This is a genomic window from Bradyrhizobium sp. 613_E4_N2_2, from assembly GCF_052075995.1.
In the GTDB taxonomy this organism is placed as follows: domain Bacteria; phylum Pseudomonadota; class Alphaproteobacteria; order Rhizobiales; family Xanthobacteraceae; genus Bradyrhizobium; species Bradyrhizobium barranii.
This window is the reverse complement of sequence record NZ_CP197234.1, coordinates 6,955,543-6,972,090: the sequence shown is the minus strand read 5'-3', so window position 1 is coordinate 6,972,090 and position 16,548 is coordinate 6,955,543. Positions and strand designations below refer to the sequence as shown.

General features: G+C 64.4%; 15 protein-coding genes. 9 read left to right on the top strand and 6 right to left on the bottom strand.

The annotated features are described in order from the left end of the window. Positions 1 to 263: 263 nt before the first annotated feature. From AB7290_RS32965 to AB7290_RS32945, 5 genes are all read left to right on the top strand, one after another. Positions 264 to 989 carry a response regulator gene (locus AB7290_RS32965; protein WP_085404535.1) on the top strand — a complete coding sequence of 242 codons (726 nt, stop codon included), beginning with the start codon at positions 264 to 266 and terminating at the stop codon, positions 987 to 989. A gap of 107 nt (positions 990 to 1,096) precedes the next feature. Then, positions 1,097 to 1,732 (top strand): DUF1127 domain-containing protein, encoded by a 636-nt coding sequence (locus AB7290_RS32960; protein WP_085404534.1) that lies wholly within the window; start codon positions 1,097 to 1,099, stop codon positions 1,730 to 1,732. Positions 1,733 to 1,918: 186 nt separating this feature from the next. Next, a complete protein-coding gene (locus tag AB7290_RS32955) occupies positions 1,919 to 2,827 on the top strand; it encodes a cytochrome-c peroxidase (RefSeq protein WP_234678505.1) in 909 nt (302 codons plus the stop codon). Then, positions 2,824 to 5,325, top strand: coding sequence for a two-component system VirA-like sensor kinase (locus AB7290_RS32950; protein WP_085404533.1), 2,502 nt, complete (start codon positions 2,824 to 2,826; stop codon positions 5,323 to 5,325). Before AB7290_RS32955 ends, AB7290_RS32950 begins: the two co-directional genes overlap by 4 nt. A gap of 198 nt (positions 5,326 to 5,523) precedes the next feature. Continuing rightward, on the top strand, positions 5,524 to 5,808 hold the full coding sequence (locus AB7290_RS32945) for a hypothetical protein (protein WP_135215059.1): 285 nt from the start codon (positions 5,524 to 5,526) through the stop codon (positions 5,806 to 5,808). 54 nt (positions 5,809 to 5,862) lie between these two features. On the opposite strand, the gene AB7290_RS32940 is transcribed toward AB7290_RS32945, so the two are convergent. Beyond that, entirely contained in the window at positions 5,863 to 6,750 is an 888-nt protein-coding gene (locus AB7290_RS32940; protein ID WP_085404532.1) for a VOC family protein, read from the bottom strand. Between the two features lie 172 nt (positions 6,751 to 6,922). Between AB7290_RS32940 and AB7290_RS32935 the strand changes: the two genes are divergently transcribed. The 4 genes from AB7290_RS32935 to AB7290_RS32920 all read left to right on the top strand — a co-directional run bounded on the left by AB7290_RS32935 (position 6,923) and on the right by AB7290_RS32920 (position 11,868). Then, positions 6,923 to 8,110 carry a CaiB/BaiF CoA transferase family protein gene (locus AB7290_RS32935; RefSeq protein ID WP_085404531.1) on the top strand — a complete coding sequence of 396 codons (1,188 nt, stop codon included), beginning with the start codon at positions 6,923 to 6,925 and terminating at the stop codon, positions 8,108 to 8,110. Positions 8,111 to 8,215: 105 nt separating this feature from the next. After that, on the top strand, positions 8,216 to 9,271 hold the full coding sequence (locus tag AB7290_RS32930; RefSeq protein WP_085404530.1) for a LacI family DNA-binding transcriptional regulator: 1,056 nt from the start codon (positions 8,216 to 8,218) through the stop codon (positions 9,269 to 9,271). A 213-nt stretch (positions 9,272 to 9,484) separates the two neighbouring features. Next, positions 9,485 to 10,843, top strand: coding sequence for an ABC transporter substrate-binding protein (locus AB7290_RS32925; RefSeq protein WP_085404529.1), 1,359 nt, complete (start codon positions 9,485 to 9,487; stop codon positions 10,841 to 10,843). A 92-nt stretch (positions 10,844 to 10,935) separates the two neighbouring features. Next, a complete protein-coding gene (locus AB7290_RS32920) occupies positions 10,936 to 11,868 on the top strand; it encodes a dihydrodipicolinate synthase family protein (RefSeq protein WP_085404528.1) in 933 nt (310 codons plus the stop codon). Between the two features lie 94 nt (positions 11,869 to 11,962). Here the strand turns inward: AB7290_RS32920 and AB7290_RS32915 are convergent, their stop codons facing one another. The 5 genes from AB7290_RS32915 to AB7290_RS32895 form a co-directional block, all read right to left on the bottom strand. Continuing rightward, positions 11,963 to 12,265: a hypothetical protein gene (locus AB7290_RS32915; RefSeq protein WP_085404527.1), complete on the bottom strand. Its 303-nt coding sequence runs from the start codon at positions 12,263 to 12,265 to the stop codon at positions 11,963 to 11,965. 116 nt (positions 12,266 to 12,381) lie between these two features. Further along, a complete protein-coding gene (locus AB7290_RS32910; protein WP_161495920.1) occupies positions 12,382 to 13,119 on the bottom strand; it encodes a caspase family protein in 738 nt (245 codons plus the stop codon). Positions 13,120 to 13,186: 67 nt separating this feature from the next. Then, a complete protein-coding gene (locus tag AB7290_RS32905; RefSeq protein ID WP_085404525.1) occupies positions 13,187 to 13,867 on the bottom strand; it encodes an SDR family NAD(P)-dependent oxidoreductase in 681 nt (226 codons plus the stop codon). Positions 13,868 to 13,871: 4 nt separating this feature from the next. Next, positions 13,872 to 15,086 carry a sialidase family protein gene (locus AB7290_RS32900; protein WP_135215060.1) on the bottom strand — a complete coding sequence of 405 codons (1,215 nt, stop codon included), beginning with the start codon at positions 15,084 to 15,086 and terminating at the stop codon, positions 13,872 to 13,874. Continuing rightward, positions 15,083 to 16,510 carry a sodium:solute symporter family protein gene (locus AB7290_RS32895; RefSeq protein WP_135215061.1) on the bottom strand — a complete coding sequence of 476 codons (1,428 nt, stop codon included), beginning with the start codon at positions 16,508 to 16,510 and terminating at the stop codon, positions 15,083 to 15,085. The genes AB7290_RS32900 and AB7290_RS32895 overlap by 4 nt, the downstream gene beginning before the upstream one ends. Positions 16,511 to 16,548: the final 38 nt, after the last annotated feature.

Sequence of the window (16,548 nt, the reverse complement as noted above, 5' to 3'; positions counted from 1 at the left end):
ATCGCCCCAAAGTAGTAAGCGTTGGGATCACAATTATTCACGTATGCGACATCCGGTGGAATTAGCCGCAGAATTACCCTGTTGCGGCGTCATCACGGCATCATAGATAGGTTCAGTGTGTGCCGATGACCGCGGATATCCCGTTCTATTTTGAGCGATTCCAATTCGGACGACATCAATATCATTTCACCACAGCCGGACGTTGACGTTCGCAATTTTTAAGTACAGCTCACTCGGCGGACGGCGAATTTTGAGAGTATGGAATGCTTGCAGATATTGGCCACATCGTCGTCGTCGATGACGATCCGACGTTAAGGCAAATGGTGATCAAATATCTCGAGGAGCACAATATCCCGACAAGGGCGGCCTCCAACAGATCGGAATTGAACCACTATCTCGATGGCAGCCAGCCGAGCCTGATCATCCTCGACCTTCGGCTTGGTCAGGATGACGGTTTGGACCTGTTGAGGGAAATCCGGTCGCATTCCGACGTGCCGGTCATCATCACGACGGGCCATCGCCCCGACGAGATCGATCGCATCGTCGGGCTCGAGCTTGGCGCCGACGACTACATCATCAAGCCGTTCTCGTTGCGTGAGCTGCTGGCGCGCGTCCGCGCGGTGTTGCGGCGGCAGGAGATGGGACGGGCCGCGCGCGCCCGCGATCCCGAGCGCGGGGGCTATCGCTTCAGCGGCTGGAAGCTCGAACGCCGCAGCCGAAAGCTGACCGATCCCGACGAAGCGCCGGTGCCGTTGAGCAAGGGAGAATATGCGCTGCTGCTGGCCTTTCTCGAGGCGCCGCAGCGTGCCCTGACCCGCGAGCATCTGCTGCAGGCGACCCGCATCCATGAGGATATTTTCGATCGCAGCATCGACGTCCAGGTGCTGCGGCTGCGGCGCAAGCTGGAGACCGATCCGAGCGCGCCGCGCGTCATTCAGACCGAGCGCGGCGTCGGCTATGTCTTCGCGGTGCCGGTCGATCCGTTCTAGAAGCAATTGGCGGATTGCAATTGTAGCCAATTTGCCGATGGCGGTGACCTTGGCGTAACAGCGGGCCGTCAGATTGCCTCCCACCAACAGCGTGTGGGAGATTTACGATGGAGAAGTATTCTCACAGTGTGAGCCGCGTTGCCTTGCCGGGTCACATGGAACTCGACAGGGCGAACTGGGTCGCACGATCTGACGGTCGTGGCATGGTCCGTCTCGGTGCGATTGCCGCGAGGCATCGCGCGCCGGACATCGCTTCGCCACCGGACGTGCCGCCTGCCGGGCAGGATCAGCCCGTCACCACATTCTGGTGGGCGGTCTTCGCCTCCTTGATGGAAGGCTTTGCCCTTTACGGGGCGGCCTTGCATCCGACAGCAGCCGCGCCGGTTCAGGCGATGCTGGAGGCCACGAGAGATTGCCGGTCGCCCTCGGCGGGTCGCGAGCCCGCGGAGAAGCGCGGCAACGATGGAGCCGACAACAATGGGAATGACAATAATGGGAATATCGTCAGGCTCGATCGCGCCGAGCCACGCGATGCGCGACTGGAGCGGAGCTGGAATCGGCTGGGGTCGCTCGGCGCGACCCTCGGGACTCTGATGGACCTGCCTGCGCACTGGCGTCGGGAACGTGAGATCAGGAAGGCCGTCGCTGCGTTGATGGAGTTCGATGACCGGACCTTGCGGGACCTCGGGATTTCCGGCAGGTCGGACATCGAGCGGGTGGTGAGGTACTGCCGTGATTGCTGACACCATCGCCCGGAGCATGTGGCGGCCACCTTCGCGAAATCATCCAGCTTCGATCAAAATTCCTTGAGCAGCCGCGACAATTCTCGCTTCACCCCCACATTGCTGGGCGTGCAGCAGTTCGCCAGATTTCTCGGGGCCGGACGAGGTGCCGGCCTTCGACGTTGCGCGATCGTGATTTGCGCACTGGTGCCGTGCTCTCTGAAGGTCTCTCCGGCACCGTCGCAGTCGCCGTCTGCCTTCGTGTCGGTCCGCAAGGATGAGCCCATCACGCCCATTCCGGCACCGCCGGCAATCAATCCGCTGAAGGTCAAGCTCGGCGAACGACTGTTCTCCGATCGCAGGCTGTCGCACGACAATTCACGCAGTTGCGCATCGTGTCACGATATCGCGACGAACGGCGCGAGCCCGAGGCAGCACGATGTCGGCCCCGACGGGGCGGCGATCGCGCTCAACACGCTCACCGTCTTCAATGCGGCGCTCAGCTTTCGCTTCGGCTGGGAAGGAAAATTACGCAACATCGAAGCCGATACCAGGGCGTCGCTGGAAAGCCCGCGCACCATGGCGAGCAGCTCGGTCGAGATCGCAGAGAAGCTCAATGCCGATCCCGACATGCGCGAGAGCTTCTTCGCGGCTTACGGCCACCGCCCGGAGCGCGGCGATGTCGTCGACGCGCTCGCGAACTTCCAGCGCACGCTGGTCACGCCGGGCGGCAAGTTCGATCGCTGGCTGGCGGGTGACGCCGCGGCGCTGTCGGAGGACGAGCTGGGCGGCTACCAATTGTTCAAATCGCTGGGCTGCGCGTCCTGCCATCAGGGCGTCAATGTCGGCGGCAATCTGTTCCAGCGCCACGGCATATTCCACCCGCTCGCATCGCCCGAGCCGAAAATTCTGCGCGTGCCGAGCCTGCGCAACGTCGCGACCACGCCGCCGTATTTCCATGACGGCAGCGCGCCGACGCTCGATGACGCGGTTCGCAAGATGGCCTTTGCCCAATTGAACGCCACGTTGACGGAGAAGCAGGTCAAGGCGCTCGTCGCCTTTCTGAACAGTCTGACCGGCACCTATCGCGGCGCGACTGTCGGAGGCTCCCCATGAAATTTGCCCCCGCCGTGATCGGCGTAACCTGCGTGCTCGCCCTGCTGACCTGGCTGTTGTTGAACGGGCTGAACTTCAATTCGGTGCGTTACGACCGTCAGCTCCAGGCGCTTGGCGACTTCACCCGGTTCGAACGCGCGATGACCAGGGAAGTGCTGACCGCGCGCGTCGGCCTGTCGCGCAACTATGACAAGCTGGTGCAGATGACCGATGCCTATGACGACGCCCTGACGCGGCTGCGCGAAACGCCGGGTCTCAATGCCGAAGAGACCAGGGCCATCGATGTGCTGTCGGCACGCGCCCTCCGGCAGGAGGATCTGGTCGAACGGTTCAAGAGCCGCAACGCGCTGCTCCAGAACTCCTTTGCCTATTTCGGTCTGTTCAGCGACAAGTTGGCCGAGTCGGATCAGCGGGCGCTGGTCACCGCCGCCTCCGCATTGGCGGCGGCGATGCTGCGCCTGACGCTCGATACGTCGGACGTCGTGGCGCGTCAGGTCCAGGGTCGATTGGAAGAGCTGGCGCTCGTGCAAACGCCGCCGCAGGACATGGATTCGGTCCGCGCGTTGCTGATGCACGGGGAGATGCTGCATGACCTTCTGCCCGACATCGACACGATCGTGAAGACGCTCGTCGCCGAATCGAACAACCGCGAGCAGGATGCCGTATTGGCATTGATCACCAGGCGTCAGCTCGCCTCGCGGGCGTCGGCGCGCCGGGTACGCCTGTTGCAGTTCATGACGTCGCTGCTGCTGCTCTGCGGCGTGGTCTATTTCGGATTGCTATTGCACCGGCGCGCGGTCACGCTGCGCCGCCGAGCGGCGTTCGAGCACGTCATGGCCGGCATCTCGATGCGGTTCATCGATTCGAGCCGCGAGAGGATCACCGCTGACGTCGAGACCGCGCTGCAACAGCTCGCCGGATGCATCGGTGCGGATCGCGCCTATTTCGTCGGCGCGACCGGGACGACGACAAGCACCTATCGGTGGTCCCGCGACGGGATCGCATTCGAGCCGGGTTGGCCGGATCGCGCGCTGAGCCTCGCGCCACGCTTCGACAGTGGCGAAGGCGGTATCGTTTATATTCCCAAGGTCAAGGCCGCCCATCCCGACGACACGATGAACCTGCTCGAGGACGCTGGCGTCGGCGGCTGGCTGTGCGTGACGGCGGTCAGGGGACATCGCGATGAAATCCTCGGCTTCGATACCGTGCCGGCCGGGGCGCTCGCATACTGGTCCGAAGTCTCGTTGTTTCGCATGGCGTTCGACGCCATCGGCAACGCGATCCGCCGGGTCCGGCTCGAAGGCGAGAAGGAGCGCTTGCAGGCGAGCCTGCAACAGGCACGCCGCATGGAAACCCTCGGCACCTTTGCCAGCGGTATCGCCCATAACTTCAACAATATCGTCGGCGCGATCCTCGGCTATGCCGAGATCGCCGAAGCGCGAATCCGGTCGGGAGGCCGGCCGGCCGGCAGCCTTGCGGAGATTCGCCGTGCCGGCGAGCGGGCGCGCGAACTGGTCGAACAGATTCTCGGCTTCGGCCGCCGCGGCGAGGGCAGGCGGGAGCGTGTCTGTGTCAGGACCCTGATCGACGAAACCAGATCGCTGCTGGCGGCTTCGTTGCCTTCGCACGTCCAGTTCGAGGTGAATGAGTCGGCCGAAGAGGCCACCGTGATGGGCGAGCCCGCCCAGTTGCAGCAGGTGATCCTGAATCTTTGCAACAATGCGGCACAGGCGATGACGGAGCCGGGTTGCATCGAACTCGGCATCAAGGTGCGCGATCTTCAACAGCCATTGTCGATCGGACGCAGTGAGGTCGGCCCCGGCCGCTTCACCGTGATTTCGGTCACCGATCCGGGGCCGGGAATGGACGAGGCGACGCTGGAACGGATATTCGAGCCCTTCTTCACGACGCGTCCGGACGGCAACGGCATCGGGCTCGCAACCGTTCGCGAGATCGCGGAGCAATATGGCGGCGCCGTCGCCGTGCAGAGCGAGCCGGATGCGGGCACGCGCTTCGACGTCTGGCTGCCATCCGGCGATCCCGACGAGGCGGTGCCGGTTCAGCACAGCCCCGATCTTGCGTTCCGTGGCGCGGGCGAGACGGTGCTGGTGCTCGACACCGATCGCCGTCGCCTGTTGCGCCATGAGGAAATCCTCGCGGCGCTGGGTTATGAGCCGGTCGGGTTCACCAGGCTGGCGGAGGCGATCACTGCCTGCCGCACCGCGCAAACGCGCTTCGATGCGGCGCTGGTGTGTCACATGCCCGGAGGCTCCTCGATCGAGCTGGCTGCGGCATTGCACGCGGCAGCGCCGGCCTTGCCGATGATTCTGGCGAGCCCATCGACGCGCGAGCTGGCGGTGCCGTCGCTGGAGACGTCAGGGATCACCGAGCTCGTTCATCACCCGCTGATATCGGCGGAGCTCGCCGGCGTCCTGGCGCGGAGCGTCGCCTCGTCGGCCGCACGACGACGCGTGAGGCGGTCCGCCGCGGCGCGGTAGAGCGTTTTCGAGCGAAGCGGATACCGGCGCGCGCGAAGAAAGCGCGTCAAAACAGGAATCCAGAGCTGGCGCACGACAATCGGCGATCGCGGTTGCAATGGTAACGCGATGTCGCCGCGGGCGAAATGGTCGAGTAGCCGGGACCTCCTATCCATCGCATGCGCATCGTCGCAACGTCACCGCGATAGGAGAATGATGATGTCAATCAGACTTGGCGTGACCGTCGTCGCAGCTACGTTTCTGTTCGGATCGGTTTCCAGCCTCAGGGCTGCCGGAGGCGCAAGCGCGCCTGTGACCATGTCCTCGCCTGGCAGTGTGGACGCAATGAAGTTCGCGGACCTGTCCCGGCAGGCTCCCATCGGTCACCGGCAGCCGCGACGCAGCGACGTGCCCGGGTCGACGCAAGCCTCGCCCCAAGACGCGGAGCTGCAGCGGCTCGACAGGGAGATCGACCGCCGGCTGATCATCTGCCGTGGCTGCTGATGGCCGGCCGAGGTCACGGATGGCGCGCGCCGTAAGGCGCGCGTTCGCCATCTCCTATCCCTCGTATTGATCCGGCCCCATCGCCCAGAGCGACTGATCGTGGCCGAATGCGTAATTGCGGTTGTTGATCGCCGGATTGCGATTGACCATCGGCCGCATGAACATCGGATGGGTCGCGCTGCGGACCTCGTGCTCGACCGTGAAGAGATGCCTGCCGCTGTCGAGATCGACGATGTCGCAGAAGCGGTACTGGTATTGATTGTCCTCGCGCGAGATCAGGTCGCGCGCCAGCAGTTTGCGGTAAGGGCCGGAGAAGTCGGTGATGTACATCTGCACGTGGTGGCCGTCGTAGTCGCCTTGGGGCCGATCGGTCTCGCGGAACAACAGATGCTGGTCGCGGCCGGTCTTCACGGCGGCGACCTGGCCGTCGCCGTTTCGCAAGCTTGCGGGCATGCCCATGATCTCGGGGTAGAAGGCGCAAATCGCCTTCGTGGTGCCTTCCGGCACGTCGAACTCGACATAGGGAATGCCGAGCGCGATGCGGCCGAAGCGTGCGGCGTCCGGCTCGTAGCAGCGCAGTCGGTTGCCCCACGGACAGATCGCCTCGACATGATCGTTGTGCTCGGCGAATGCGAACGCCGTGCCCTCGAGCTTCTTCGCGACCGACGCGAGCCGCGCCAGCAGCGCCTCGCGGCCCTCGATGACCAGCCCGACATGGCCGCGCAGCACCTGCGGCCTGCCGCTCGGCAGGTGAAACTGGCTCCGTCCGGCATTGATCCACATGTTGGTGTCGGACACCATCAGGTAGGGATCACGGGTCAGTCCAAGCCCGGTCACGTAGAACAGCGTGGCGAGGCGCTGGTCGGGGACCTGGATGTTGACGTGCTCGAAATGGATCGCGTTGCCGAGATCTTCTGCGGATCGATCGAATTGTTGCGGCATGGATGTGCTCTGGCTGGGGGGACTGAGAGATCGATACTAGAGCAGAATTTCCGCCGGCCGAAACTGTTCGCCGATCACATCTTGAGGGCAGGGGCATGATGTCCGTTGCCGCCTTGCCGTGGCAGCCAGTCCCTGTAATCTGGCCAGAACATATGAATATGGGAAGGGATCGATGGGAGGAGTTTTGGAGGGCGTGCGCGTCCTCGATTTCGGGCGCTATATCGCAGGGCCCTATTGCGCGACCTTGCTGGCCGAATTCGGCGCCGAGGTCATCCGCGTGGAAAAGCGCGACGGCAGCGAGGATCGCTTCGTGGCGCCGGTCGGCGAGGGCGGCGAAGGCGCGCTGTTCCTGCAGGTCAACCGCAACAAGAAGTGCATCACGCTCGATCCGATGAAGCCGGAAGGGCAGGAGGTGATGCGCCGCCTGATCGCGACCGCGGACGTCGTCGTCGCCAATCTGCCGCCGCAGACCCTGCGCGCGATGAAGCTCGACTACGACTCGCTGAAGGCGATCAAGCCCGACATCATCCTGACGACCGCCACCGCGTTCGGCGGGCCGGGGCCATGGTCCGACCGCGTCGGCTTCGATGGCGTCGGCCAGGTCATGTCGGGCTCGGTGTACATGACCGGTGCTGGCGACCCGCCATATCGGGCCGCGGTGAACTGGGTCGATTTCGGCACGGCGCTGCATTGCGCGTTCGGGACGCTTGCAGCCCTGATCGAGCGCGGCAAATCCGGACGCGGGCAGATCGTCGAGGGCGCGCTGCTCGCCACCGCGCTGTCCTTCACCAATGCCACGCTGATCGAGCAGGCCGTCATCAATGTCAATCGCGTGCCGACGGGCAATCTCGGCCAGACTGCAGCACCGGCCGACATCTACCGCACCAAAGACGGCTGGGTGCTGTGCCAGGTCACGGGGCATCCGCTGTTCAAACGCTGGGCGAAGCTGATGGGTGAGGAGGACCAGTGGCTGAACGATCCGCGCTTTGCCGACGACATCAGCCGCGGCAATAACGGCCCCGTCATCAGCGCGCGGATGGCGCGCTGGTGCGCCGAGCGCACCACGCAGGAGGCTGTCGACACGCTGGGCAAGGCCATGATTCCGACCGGGCCCGTCCTCAGCCCGCAACAGGCGCTGGACCATCCGCATATTCGCGCCGCCGGCTTCATGCAGGATGTCGAGTATCCCGGCCTGCCGAAACGCGCACCCGTGGCCCGCGCTGCCGTCCGGCTGTCGGAAACGCCCGGCGAGATCGCATCGCGTCCGCCGACGCTCGGCGAGCATACCGACCTCGTCCTGACGGAGCTTGGCTACGACGTGGCTGCGATTGCGGCGCTTCGGCAGGGCGGGATCGTCTAGGAAGCGCGCGCGCCTCACGCTAGGAGATTTTCATTGAGGACTCCGGTGGTCGTCAATACCATGGCAAGGTATTGATCGATCAAGCGTTCGACCGACGTGGCGGGGATGGTGGCAGGTTCAAAGAGAGCGCGTGGAGGCAGCGGCCGCGTCAAGCTCGAGGAGGTCGCCCGCAAGGCCAATGTCTCGACCGCGACCGTCTCGCGCGCCTTCAACGAACCCGACAAGGTCTCCGAAGAGGTCAGGCAGCGGGTCAAGGACGCCGCACGCGCGCTGAACTGGATTCCCAATGCTGCGGGACGGGCGCTGGCCTCGCGCCGGACGCATATCGCCGGCGCCATCATCCCGACCCTGGACGACGAAATCTTCGCCCACCAGATCGGCGGCATGCAGACCGTCTTCAGCGAACGCGGCTTCACGCTGTTCCTGGGCTGCTCGAACTACGATCCGGACGAGGGCTTGCGGCAGGCCGAAGCGATGCTTGCGCGCGGCGTGGAAGCAATTGCCGTGGTCGGTGAAAATCATCCCCCCGAGCTCTTTGACGCGTTTAACTCGCGCGGCATTCCCTATGTCGTGACATACTCATACAACAAGCTGTCACCGCATCCGTGCATCGGCTTTGACAATCGCGCCGCGTTCAGCCGCATGACGGAGCATCTGCTGTCGCTCGGCCATCGCCGGTTTGCCGCCATCTTCCAGCCGGACACCAACAACGACCGCGTCAAGGAAAGGCTTCGCGGCGTCAGCGAAGCGCTCGCGGCCGCGGGTTTGGAAATTGCGGCGCAGGATCTGATGATGGGTCCCTCGACGCTGGAGTTCGGCGCGGCCAGCTTTGCCGGATTGATGACGCAAGCCGTCGACATCCGGCCGACCGCGATCGTTTGCGGCAACGACAATCTGGCGCTCGGTGCGTTGATGGCCGCGCGGGAATGCGGCCTCGACGCGCCCGGGGATTTTTCGATCACCGGCTTCGATGATCTTGCGATTTCATCGCGCTTTTCTCCGGGGCTTACGACGATGAAGGTCGACAATCAGGAGATCGGTGTCCTGGCGGCCAACGAGCTCCTCGCCGTGATCGCGGGCCGGCAAGCGCAGGCGCAGTCGCGCGAAGTCGTGCCTGTTCTGAAAATCCGCGACAGCGCAGGTCACGCGAGGGGCGCCTGATCCCGCAGAGAGCGGTCGTCTCTTCGATAGCGCGCCTGGTCCCGCCAAGAGGGCGGCTTCCCGCGCAAAAGGGCCGCTTGACTCCTCATATGTAAGCGCTTACATAGCCGCGTTTTAAACGCCATGAGCGCAACCGGCGGGCCCCTCGCCGGATGAGACGGAGAGGAAACGACAATGCGGAATAGCGTTTTGCGGTGGGCCAGAAACTGTTCGATGGCGGTTTCGCTGCTCTTGCCGATGATGGGAACGGCGAGCCCCGCGGCCGCCGAGGAGAAGCTCGTCGTTTGGTGGAACAAGGGCTACTACAAGGCCGAGGAAGACGCGCTGCTCGCCGTCATCAAGAAGTTCGAGGCCAAGACCGGGGTCAAGGTCGAGCTGTCGCAATATGCGACGCAGGACATGATGCCGAAGCTGGTGGCGGCGCTCGATGCCGGCAGTCCGCCCGACGTGACCTATGCGGACACCTACCATTTCCAGGGCGCCGGCAAGTGGGCCTCCGAGGGCAAGCTGGTCGATCTCGGCTCCGTGCTCGCACCGATCAAGGGCGAGTTCTCCCCGCAGTCGCTCGAAACGGTCATGCTGTACAACGACAAGACCAAGGCGAAGGCCTATTACGCCTTCCCGCTGAAGCAGGCGACGCTGCATCTGCATTATTGGAAGGACATGCTGGAGGAGGGAGGTCTCAAGGAGACCGACATCCCGAAGGACTGGAAGGGCTATTGGTCGTTCTGGTGTGACAAGGCGCAACCGGCCGTGCGCAAGGCGTCCGGCAAGCGAATCTACGGCGTCGGCCATCCGATGGGCGTCGACGCCACCGACAGCTTCATCTCGTTCCTGGTGTTCATGGACGCCTACAACGTCGTGCTGGTCGACGACAACGGCAAGCTCCTGGTCGACGATCCCAAGGTGAAGGCGGGCCTCGTCGCCGCCATGACGGACTATGTCGAGTTCGCCGCGAAAGGCTGCACGCCGCAATCGGCGACGAGCTGGAAGGATCCCGACAACAACGTCGCCTTCCACAACAAGACGACGATCATGACCCACAATTCGACGGTTTCGCTCCCCGGCAAATGGCTCGACGACGCCGGCAACGAGACGCTCACCGCCGAGCAGCGCGACGAAGCCAAGAAGAACTATAATGACCGCATCCGCACCATGGTCTGGCCCAACAAGCCGGATGGTACGCCGGTCCACACCCGCGCCTCCGTGGTGGTCGGCCTGATCTTCGAGCAGGCCAAGAACAAGGACCGCGCCAAGGAGTTCGTCTCGTTCCTGCTGCGCGACGAGAACCTCCAGCCCTATGTCGAAGGCGCGCTCGGCCGCTGGTTCCCGGTCAAGACGGCCGCACAGAAGTCCGCCTTCTGGGACGGCGACGTTCATCGCCGCGCCGTGCGCGACCAGTTCTTCGCCGGCGTCGGCGGCTACGAGATGAGCAAGAACTACAAGTTCACCACCCTCAACAACGAGAACGTCTGGATGAAGGCCGTGAACGCCATCGTCACCAACAAGGTGCCGGTCGACAAGGCCGTCGACGACATGATCGCACGCATCAAGGAAGTGGCCGGCAACTGATCGCCGGCCCGAACAGCTACGCTCACGCGTTGCAAGACGCGTGAGCGGCAGGCTCCTGCCTGTCAACAATTTCAACGCCTGGGAGCCGATTTGTGACCGCAACCATCAAGGGCATCATTCCGGTGATGCTGACGCCGTTCACCGAAGCCGACGCAATCGACTATGCGGGCCTCGAAAACCTCGTCGAATGGTACATTGCCAACGGCGCGGATGCGCTGTTCGCCGTGGCCCAGTCGAGCGAGATGCAGTTTTTGAGCCTCGAGGAGCGGGTCGCGCTGGCGCGCTTCGTCGTGCGGCAGGCGGCGGGCCGGGTGCCCGTCATCGCGTCAGGCCACGTCAGTGAATCCCGCGACGATCAAGTGACCGAGCTGACCTCCATCGCCGCGACCGGCGTGGACGGACTGGTGCTGGTGACGAACCGGTTCGATCCGAAGGGGCAGGGCGGCACCGTCTTCATGGATCATCTGCGCCATCTGCTCGATGCGCTGCCCGCCGATCTTCCGCTCGGCCTCTACGAATGTCCCGCGCCGTTCCGGCGGCTCATGTCCGACGACGAGCTGGCGTTCTGCGCCGAGAGCGGGCGCTTCGCGATCCTCAAGGACGTGTCCTGCGACCTCGAGACGGTGAAGCGTCGCGTGGCGCTGACGAAAAACTCCTCGCTCGCCATCGTCAACGCCAATGCGGCGATCGCCTTCGACGCCATCAGAAGCGGATCCGCCGGCTTCACCGGCGTGTTCACGAACTTCCATCCCGATCTCTACAAATGGCTGTTGACCGATAGCGCGCGGCATCCGGCGCTGGCGGACGATCTCTCCGTCTATCTCGCCCTCGCGGCGATGGCCGAGCCGATGGGATATCCCAAGCTGGCCAAGCTGTACCATCAGAGGCTCGGCACGTTCGCCTGCGCCCACAGCCGGACCATCGATTTCGACATCCGTGAGCGCTTCTGGGCGCTCGATGCACTGCTCGACAAGATCATGCAGGGGCAGGCGAGCTTCCGCGCAAGGATCGCGGCCACGCGCTGATCGCGGCTCTCGCAAATCTCGATGATATGGGGCGATCGTCGCGTGACTGCGGCAGAGCGGCACCATCTATCGGATGCGTACTGGGCTCGTGCCCTCACTCCGCGCTGCGCTTCCAGGCGCCGGTGCCCAGCTTGCCCGTGATCACCGCGAGTGTATCGCGGATCTCGTAGGCGCCGCCATCGCTATAACCCGAAAGGCCCCTTCGGGCTTGTAGGGTCCAGTGGCCATTTGCAGCAATCATCGTGCCTTCGTGCGGATGGGCCGAGCGCTGCGGCACGGCGTGGAATTTGTAAGTGCCGTCGTTCATGATCTGCCAGATCCAACGCGATTGTCCGCGGCGGCCCGGTACCATGATCTCCCAGGTGCCCACCAACGCAGGATCGATCGTCGATGACATCGACGCGCCTGACGGTGCCGGGGACGCGACAGCCGGAAGCGGGGCGACAGGTTCCGCTCCCTCGGCGCCGCCCTTTGGTTGCCCGGCCAGGTAAATCCCTTGCGAGACAGCGAGCCCTAGACGAACGGCTGCTGCTCGTTTCGGGTGGCTTCCATCACTTCGTCGCGGACGTTGCGGAACATGAACGTGACCTCGACGCCCGGTGTCTCGATGTTGCGAAGGAGCGCCGCTGCAAACGGACTGTTACGCGTGTCGCCGTCAAGCGCCGTGGTGCCGTCTCGTGCGGCATAAGCGACCAGAACGTTGCCGACGGGCTCGATGCGACCGAGCCCGCCGGTCGGCGTCCCCCGGGTGGCGAGCGTGCGGTTCATCCTGGCGGCAAATGGATTATTGCGGCAGGCGTCGAGGATGACGAGGCCAAGGCTCGTGGTATTGGAAACCTGCAACATCACGCTCTGCAGGCTGATGGCTTCGTTTGCCGCGTCCGTGTCCCGCTTCAGTTCTGCGTCGATCGGGATCAGCCAGTTTTCGCCATTGATCTCCATGCCATGGCCCGCGAAATACACGGTCGCCATATCGGCTCCGGCGGCGTCGCGCCCCAATGCGATCAGGCCGCGACGCATCTCGTCGAAGCTGGCATTGGTGACCAGACGGACCGAGAAGCCGAGCCGCTTCAGCGCTGCAGCTATGTCGCCGGCGTCGTTTGGCGGATTGAGCAGCGTGGGCACGTTCCTGTAGGCGCCGTTGCCGATCACCAGCGCGACGCGCCTGCCTTCCGCCGCGGCGCCGGTCGGCATCAGGCCTGCCGCGGCAGTCGCAAGGGTCAGTCCCGAAACAAATTCGCGTCGGTCCATTGGGATCTCGCTTGCTTGAACGAGATCCATCGTACAACAACCGATTTGGAGTAGCCACGGGTCGAACTCAGAGCGAGCTGCCGCCGCAGATGACGAGTTGCTGTCCAGTGATGGCGGCCGCTTCCGTCGAGAGCAGGAAGGCCACGGCGGCTGCGACTTCCTCCGGGCGGATGAAGCGGCCGATCGGCGGCAGCTTTGGCATGACATTGGCGCGCGAGGGATCCTTCAGCATCGGCGTCTCGGTTGCGGCGGGGGCAACGACGTTGACGGTGATGCCGCGAGGTGCGAGCTCGAGCGCCCAGGACCGCGCCAGCGCGACCAGCGCCGCCTTGGTCGCGGCATATTGCCCGCGGCCCGCGGCGCCCGATGCGGTGCGGCTGCCTATGAAGACGATGCGTCCGCCGTTCGGCAGGCGCGGCGCCAGCGCGTTGGCGAGGCGCCCGGCGACGTCGACATGCAGCCGCCACATCGCCGCGCCGTCGTCATGGTCGAGCGATCCGAGCGCACCGACCTTGAGCAGGCCCGCGGCATGAACCAGCGCGGTCGGCGTGAAGCCTGCCAAGGCGTCGGCAATGCTGTCGACATCATCGAGGTCGAGCGACAAATGATCGAACGCCGGATGGTCGAACGTCGCAAGGCGGCGGCTGATCCCGGTGACGCGCCAGCCGTCGCGCAGCAGCTGCTCGACGATCGCCGCACCAATCCCCGAGCTTGCGCCCGTCACTAGCGCGTGCGGCCTCTTGTCCATGCTCTCAGTCCCGGATGGCGCGCTTCACCCATGGCTCGGTCACGCGCACATATTTGATCGCGCGGCGATGGAAGGTGAAGGCCATGTGGATCGCCCCGTCGGCGGTCTCCTTGACCGAAGGATAGGACAGTTCGCGATTGGTCTGATCGCGTGAATTGTTGGTCATGCAAAGGCCGTCACCGGTCTCGACATTGCGCTTGCTCCACGTCCGCCCGCCGTCGGCGGAGACGGCCAGCGTCATCGGCGCCCGCGGCGCGCCCCAGAACGCGGTGCGTTCATCCGTTCTTTTGCCGTCGCCGGCGAGCACGGGCGGCAAATCGTCCTCGATCTCGTCATAGAGCGAGAGGCGGCGCCCGGTCGCATCCCTGGCGCTGGAATCGTTGAAGACCAGCGCGAGATGACCGTTGCCAAGTCGCGTGACCTGGATCGAGGAGTTGTTGTTGGGCAGCACGGTCTGGACCGGCGCCGACCAGGTGCGGCCGTGATCGGTGGACCGGCTCTGATAGATGTTGTCCGCCCAGCGGCTGCGGTAGAGGGCAATCAGCGAGCCGTCGTCGAGGCGCGCGATACACATATGCACGCAGCCGCGGCTGCCGGGGACGTCGACGTCGCGCCAGGTCGCGCCGGAATCGGACGAGATCTTCACCGCGCTGGTGTCCTCGTCGCCGTTCCATTTCCGTCCCGGGGTGCTGTGGCAATAGAACACCGGCAGCAGCCAGTCGCCATTGTCGAGCACGACGATCGGCTGCCGGATGAAGGTGCCGCGGCCGCGCTGCTCGGGAAACAGCGTCTCGATCGGGCCCCAGTTCTTGCCGTTGTCGCGGGAGAGGCGGCGGCGGATCAGCGCGGTGTCCTGGTTTCCCGCCAGCTGCGCCGTCCACATCAGCCACAGCGTGCCGTCAGGTGCGGGAAACAGCACCGGGTTCTGCTCCGAACGTCCGTTGTCGTCGGACAGCTTTTCGGCCGGAGACCACTGCGTCGCGCCGCGGGGCAGGCGCGAAAAATAGACCGAGATGTCCGACATGCCCTCCTGCGTGCCGCCGAACCAGACGCAGGCCAGATCGCCGTTCGCGAGCGGCATCAGATTGGCGGCGTGGTTCTGCACGCAAGGCGAGGGAATGAAAGCGTCGGACCGGTCGGGATCGCCGGCGGCCGGGCGAACGACGCCGTCGGCGGCGGTCCCGATGTCGGTGGTCACGATCTCGGTATCGATGATCATGTCGAAGTCCTTTCCATCAATGCATTTGGCTGCGACGTCGCGGCGGCGGCCGGAGCGCGGCCCATCACCAGGCGCTCGACCGCCATCACCACCAGCGGTGTCGCGGCCGCGACATACATGTTGTCGATACCGAAGGGGTTTCCGAGCATGTACCAGGCCGTCGTCGAGATCGCGGCGCCGATCAGGCCCGCGGTGGCGCCGCGGTTGCTGGCAAACAGCGGCAGATAGAATCCCATCATCGCGATGATGGTGATCGACAGGCGCAGCGCGCGCGTGAAGAACGACAGCTTGAGGATTTCCGGGATGAAGAAGACGAAGACCAGCGGTGCAATGCCGATCGCCACCGAGAACAGGCGGGTCATCTTCAGCTCCCGCTCGGGCGTCGGCTTCCAGTAGGGGACGTAGAAGTCGCGCACCACCAGCGAGGCGATCGCGAGCGCAACCGTGCAGACGCTGACGAAGATCGAGGCGACGAGCGAGGTGGTCACGAAAGCCGAGGCCAGCGGCGGCATCTTCTCCAAAAACACCGGCAGCGCGTAGAGGCTGTTCATGTCGGGATAGAGGAATTTCGCCGCGACGCCGATCAGGGCGAGCAGAAATCCGAGCGGCAGGCAGAACGCCGCCGCATAGAAGGTGGCCCTGCGCGCGTCATCAGCGCTCGGCGTCGAGGAGATCGCCTGCACGATGAACTGGGTCGAGAAGATCGCGCCGACGGTGCCGAAGGTCCAGGCGAAGATGGTCGCAAAGCCGATCTTGCCGTCCCAGCTGAAGTAATAGGCGGGCAGCTTGGCCTGGATCGGCGCGATGCCGCCGGTCAGCGACATCGCAACCGAGAATATGATGACGATACCGACGACCTTGATGGCGCTGTGCAGGATCGTCACCCAGGCGACGCCCTTCAGCCCGCCGAACACGTAGTAGAAGGTGCTGACCACGGCGATGATGCACATCGCAACGGGCATGCTGACATGCAGTGCGGTGGCGATCGCGGCTGCGCCGCTCACATAGTTGCCGACGTTCACGAGCAGCAGCGCGTAGATCATGATCACCGACACCGTGAGCATGGTCGACTTGCCGTATTTCTGCGCGATCGCCGCCGAGATGGTGTATTCGCCGGAACTGTAGAGCTTCTTCACCATCAGGAACCCGAACAGCAGGAAGCCGATCGAGGCGCCGAGCACGGCCCACCCCGCCGCGATGCCCGACTGGAACGCTTCCTGCGCCGTGCCGACGGTCGATTTGGCGCCGACGAATTCGGACATCATCAGCACGCCGACGACCACCGCCGGCATCGCGCGTGCGCCCGTCATGAACTGATCGCTGGTCCTGCTGCGCAGTTTGAACGTGAGCCAGGACGTGAAGGCGATGTAGGCGACGATCATTGCGACGATGAGCGTGCTGTCGCCATTGAGGATGGCTTGCATCGATGACGTTTCCTCTGGTGGCGCGGATGCGGTGTTGT